This is a genomic window from Xenorhabdus sp. SGI246, from assembly GCF_040838225.1.
GTDB lineage: Bacteria > Pseudomonadota > Gammaproteobacteria > Enterobacterales > Enterobacteriaceae > Xenorhabdus > Xenorhabdus indica.
In genome coordinates, this window is sequence record NZ_JBFPEZ010000066.1 from 1 (window position 1) to 5683 (window position 5683).

General features: G+C 53.9%; 2 protein-coding genes. Both read left to right on the forward strand.

Annotation, left to right across the window (positions count from 1 at the left end; translation table 11 throughout):
• Window positions 1–310: 310 nt before the first annotated feature.
• Window positions 311–5134 (forward strand): hemagglutinin repeat-containing protein, encoded by a 4824-nt coding sequence (locus ABLA85_RS15020; protein WP_367965210.1) that lies wholly within the window; start codon window positions 311–313, stop codon window positions 5132–5134.
• Window positions 5131–5511: a hypothetical protein gene (locus ABLA85_RS15025; RefSeq protein ID WP_367965211.1), complete on the forward strand. Its 381-nt coding sequence runs from the start codon at window positions 5131–5133 to the stop codon at window positions 5509–5511. Before ABLA85_RS15020 ends, ABLA85_RS15025 begins: the two co-directional genes overlap by 4 nt.
• The last annotated feature ends 172 nt before the right edge of the window (window positions 5512–5683 follow it).

Genomic DNA, 5683 nt, shown 5'->3' on the forward strand with positions numbered 1-5683 from the left:
TTGCAAGGCAAGTGCTCTGCAAAACACCCAGTTATCCTTATAAAAAAAGAACCGCTCGTGCTTAAGCGAGCGGTATTACGTCCAGGGCGGGCAAATTAATGTCGGTTTGACGGAAGCGGCCACCCCGCCGCGTGAAGTCGCATTACGGCCGGGACAGCGGCTGGAAGTGATTATCCCGCCTGCGGCAGTGACAGGCCAAAGGCCGACCATCACCGGTGGCACAGCAGAGACGCCGGTTATCGCGGGGGAAAAACTGACTGAACGGGGTCAGACATTCACGGTGGGTGAACGATCCACCGTGGGTGAGAAGTTGACCGGTGCCGGTGAAAAAAACACCGGACGGGAGGAAAAAATCACGAATGTGGGCGAGAAACCCCTTATCGTTCGCACGGAAGTGCCGAATTATCAGTTACCGGACAACAGCTTATTTAAACTGAATCTGCCGCCCGACAATACGCCACCCACACCGGCGGTGGCGGCGATCGACAACCTGCCGCTGGTTGAAACGGATCCGCAGTTTACCCGGCTGAAAAAATGGCTGGGGACAGACTATATGCAACAGCAGCTGCGCTGGGATCACAATAACATGCACAAGCGGTTAGGTGATGGTTTCTATGAACAGCGCCTGATTCGTGAGCAGGTGATTAACCTGACCGGCAAACGTTATCTGCCGGGACACCAGAATGACGAGGAGCAATTTAAGGCGCTGATGAATGCCGGCGTGCGTGCCCGGCACGCCTTTAATCTGACGCCGGGGATTGCCCTGAATGCGGAACAGATGGCCCGTCTCACCGAAGACATGGTCTGGCTGGTCAATGCGACGGTCATCTTACCGGACGGCCGCCGGCAAACCGTGCGGGTTCCCCAGGTGTATGTGCGCACGCAGGCCGGTTCACTGGATGGCACTGGGGCCCTGCTCAGTGGCAGCCAGGTCAATGTGCAACTGCGTGGCGACCTGCTCAATCAGGGCCGGATTATCGGCCAGGATATCCACATTCTGGCGGAGAATATCCGTAATCAGGGGGGATTTGTGCAGGGCAGCCAGGTTGATTTGCAGGCCCGGACCGATATGGTCCAGCGGGGCGGGACGACAGGCGCCAGTCAGTCACTGACGATAGGGGCAGGGAATACGATTGATATCGCCAGTACCACCCGCAGCGGTGAAAATCAGGCCGGCAATAACCGGTTCAGTTCGGCTTACGTGGATAATGTCGCCCGGGTGTATGTGCAGGGCGCGGATGGCAAACTGCACCTGCGGGCAGGCAAGGATATTTATACGTCGGCCGCACAACTGATGTCACAGGGTCAACACAGTGAGATTCAGTTAGACGCGGGGCGGGATATTCAGTTCGGGACAGCCAAAACCGCGCAGCGTGAACACCTTGAATGGAGCCGCGATAACTATTTGACCCACACAGAATCAGGAGAAACGGGCACGGCCGTCAACAGTGCCGGGCCGGTCAGCCTGCGCGCCGGACGGGATGTTAACCTTCGCGCAACCGGTATCACGGCCGGTAAAACACTGCAAGTGGATGCGGGGCGGGATGTGGCGGTCGTGGCGGGTGAACAGCAGCAAACCCATGACGAATACCTGAAGGTGAAAGGCAGCAACAGCTGGGTTTCTTCGACGACCACCACGACCCGGGAACAATATGACCGCACCCGGGCAGTCAGCAGCACCCTGAGCGGCGATACGGTGCATATCCAGTCCGGCCAGGATACCACCGTTCAGGGCAGCAATGTGGTGGGCACCCGGGATGTGGCACTCCATGCCGGCCAGAATCTGAACATCACCACGGCCGAAGAGACAAATCACCGGTTCACCCGGAAGGAAGAGAAAAAATCCGGCCTGATGGGCACGGGAGGCGTGGGCTTTACGATAGGCAGCTCGACACTCAAACAGTCCAGTGACAGTGATGCTATACTGCAAAAAGGCAGCACCGTGGGCAGCAGTGACGGCCATGTCACTTTGCATGCCGGCGAACAGGCCACCGTGCAGGGCAGCGATATTATCGCCGGTAAAGATATTGATATTGAAGCCAAAGACGTGGCTGTCACGGCCGCGAAAAACAGCCATACCGAACTGAGCCAAACCGAGCAGAAGCAGTCAGGCCTGACACTGGCGTTGTCCGGGGCGGTCGGCAGTGCGGTTAACACGGCGGTGCAGACGGCCAATGAAGCCAAAGACACCCCGGACAGCCGCTTGCAGGTGCTGAAAGGCATGCAGGCCACGCTGTCCGGGGTGCAGGGCTACCAGGCGTGGCAGCGCAGTGAGGCTGAATCTGCAAAAGCTGATGCGATTAACCAGGCCGGCGGGGAGGCGCAAAAACCGACCGACACTATTGGTATCCAGCTTTCTTACGGCAGCCAGTCCGCGAAATCACAAACCCGCACGGAACAGACGCAATCACAGGGCAGCAGCCTGAGTGCCGGGCAGGATATTCGCATTAAAGCCACCGGAGACAGCACGACGCAGGACAGCGGCGATATTCAGGTGCAGGGCAGTACCTTAAAAGCCGGCCGCGATATGACGCTGGACGCCAAACGCGATATCGTGCTGGAATCGGCTGAAAACACCCGGACTACCCGGGGTGAGAACAGCAGCAAAGGCGGCAGTGTCGGCGTGGGGCTGACGGCTGGTCAAGGTGGTTACGGCATTCAATTCTCGGCCAGCGTCAACAAGGGCAAAGGGCATGAAACCGGCGACGGGGTGACCCATACTGAAACGCTCGTCGATGCCGGTCATCAGGTGAAACTGAAATCGGGGCAGGATACGCGGCTTAAAGGGGCACAGGTCAGCGGGGAGACAGTGACGGCCGATGTGGGCCGCAACCTGCACCTGCAAAGTGAGCAGGACAAGGACCATTACAACAGCAAGCAGCAGAATGCCAGTGCGGGTGCCAGCTTCACCTATGGCTCCATGAGCGGTTCGGCCAGTGTGAATGCCAGCCGGGACAAGATGCACAGCACGTTTGATTCGGTGAACGAGCAGACAGGGATTTTTGCCGGCAAGGGTGGCTTTGATGTCAAAGTGGGGGAACATACCCAGCTTGACGGCGCGGTGATTGCAAGTCACGCAGAGAAAGACAAAAACCGGCTGGACACCGGCACACTGGGCTTCAGTGATATCCAGAACAAGGCGGAGTACAAAACGGAGCACCAGAGTGTGGGGGTCAGTACCGGCGGCGCGGTGGGCAGCCAGCTGGTTTCCAATATGTCATCGAATATGCTGGCCGGCACCAATAAGCATGACAGCCAGTCATCGACCACCCATGCGGCGGTCAGTGACGGCACGGTGGTGGTGCGGGATGCCGATAAGCAACAGCAGGATGTGGCTGACTTAAGCCGGGATACCGATAACGCCGCCAATGGCCTGAGTCCGATTTTTGACAAGGAGAAAGCGCAACGGCGGCTGGCGCAGGCACAGGCCATCGCTGAAATCGGCACCCAGGTGATGGATATCTACAATACGCATGAAGCGATTAAGGCGACGAAGAAAGCCACGGAAGACCTGAAAGACCCGCACACGCAGCAAAAACTGAAACAGGCGGCGGAAAAACAACTGAGGGCAGAAGGTCAGCCCGTCGATGCGACATCGGTGGCTGACCGGGCGTATAAGATAGCCTATGACGGTGCCATCAAAGCGCAGGGCGCAGATATCGGCAGCAGTAAACGTCAGGCGGTGACGGCAGTCATCGGGGCGTTGCAGGGCCTGGCGGGCGGTGATATCCCATCGGCTATTGCCAGCGGGGCAGCGCCGTATCTGGCCAACGCGGTGAAAGCCCTCACTTATGGCGATAAAACGTATGAGCAACTGACACCGGCAGAAAAAGCCACCAACCTGATGGCCCATGCGATTTTGGGTGGCGTTATTGCAGAAATGAAGGGCGGCCCGGCAGTCGCAGGGGCAACGGGCGCGCTGAGCGGTGAACTGGCCGCTTCTGCTATTATTAATGCACTGTACCCGAACAAGAAACAAAGTGAGCTGTCACCCGATGAGAAGGAAACCGTCAGTAACCTGTCCACGCTGGCCGGCGGAATAGCTGCGGGGCTGGCGACTAACTCTACGGCAGGTGGAGTGACCGGAGCGCAGGGTGCGAAAAACGCGGTTGAATCGAACTACCTGCACGCTGACCAAATCGATGATTTTGCGGCGAGGGCAAAAGGGTGCGAGGCGCGTGGCGACTGCAAACAGATTGTGAAAGAAATGGAAGATCTGAGCCTCAAACAGCAGCAAGAACTGATTGCAGTCTGTGCGTCGAATCCGGCGGCCTGTAAGGAAAAATACGGTGATATTCCTGCCAATGGCCTGTTAGTGCGTCAGGCGATAGATCGCGTACTGGGTGATGATGTACCATCACGCATGAAGAATGACATGTCTTCCTTGCTGGCCCAGCAGATCGAGGCCGAAGGTGTGGTCTCCAGTACGGAATTTGCGCATCAGTTGATTAGTCGCTACGGTATCGACAAACAGCAGGCTGAAATCTTGGCTGGCGCGGCAATGGCTGCTGTGACTGGCGGCATGAACAGTAAAGGGACTAAACCATCGTCTTCAAACGCAGTGACGGATAATAAAGGTGCTAACGCAGTCAAAGGGCAGCAAGTTAATACTGGCAATAGTGGGACGAAAGTACCACAAAATCAGACTGGTAAAACGTCTGAAAGTTTAGTTCCAGAGAATTTCAGTGCTGACGTAACTAAGCATAATACCCAGTTAGGGGTTCTTAATCGTAAGATGGGAACAATTTCTGGAGCCCATAAACAGGATGCATTTTTAGAGTCTGTTGAAATGACAGGTGCGAAAATTAATCACAAAATTACTGATAAACGCTATCCGGGGTTAATTGAATATAAATATCAAATTCCAGCTATAAACGGTAGAGGTCAACACATAGGCTTTAAACCGGAAACGGTCAAAACAACTTATGATCCTAGGATATTACCAGATACTAAGATGGCAGATATGTCAAATAGGGCAGCTAAACAAGCAGAAAACTATTTTAGAGATAATCCTAATCATAGGCAGTATTCAGCAAAAGTTGATGGTTATTGGTTCCAAGTGACCAGAGATGCTAAGACAGGGCAAGTTAACAATGCGTTTATCACTATGCCAGCGAGGACTTCTAACAAATGAGTAATCAACACGTAGATTGGCTAAAGAATGTTGAACATTATTTGGTTCAAAATGAGGGTAGGGATTTATATGAGGTTCTTTATGAATCTTTATATAACAGCAAAATTTCTTTTACAAATTTTTTGCTCAATGCCAGTAATGGGTATGGTTTTTCCCCATCTGAAGGATTTGGTTACTCATTAGATCAGAATTGGGATGTTCCTGAAGATTTTGATGGTGTTACCTTTTTTTTGGGGGACTTTGAAAGTTCAGAAATCACCCCAAATCAGTTTGTTATATTGATGCAATATGTGTCTGATGCTTATATCAAGGCTTTTCCTGACAGTAAGGATACGGTAGAAAGACATATGAAAGCACTTACAGAACGTTATGCTTAGCACAGTTCCTGTTGAGAGCGTAAAAAGATCCCAGCCCTAAAAGCTGGGATCGTTCTTTTTATGGCTTTAGCCAGTTTAAGGTAACCGTCCGGTGATCTCACCTTGTCCCTTCCATCCTGCTCCTGCACGCTACGGCCTCTTATCTTTCATTTGTAAGCGCCTAATTAACCCC

Coding starts and splice junctions, on each gene's coding strand:
- ABLA85_RS15025 (WP_367965211.1), top strand. CDS start 5,131: ATGAGTAATCAACACGTAGATTGGCTAAAGAATGTTGAACATTATTTG.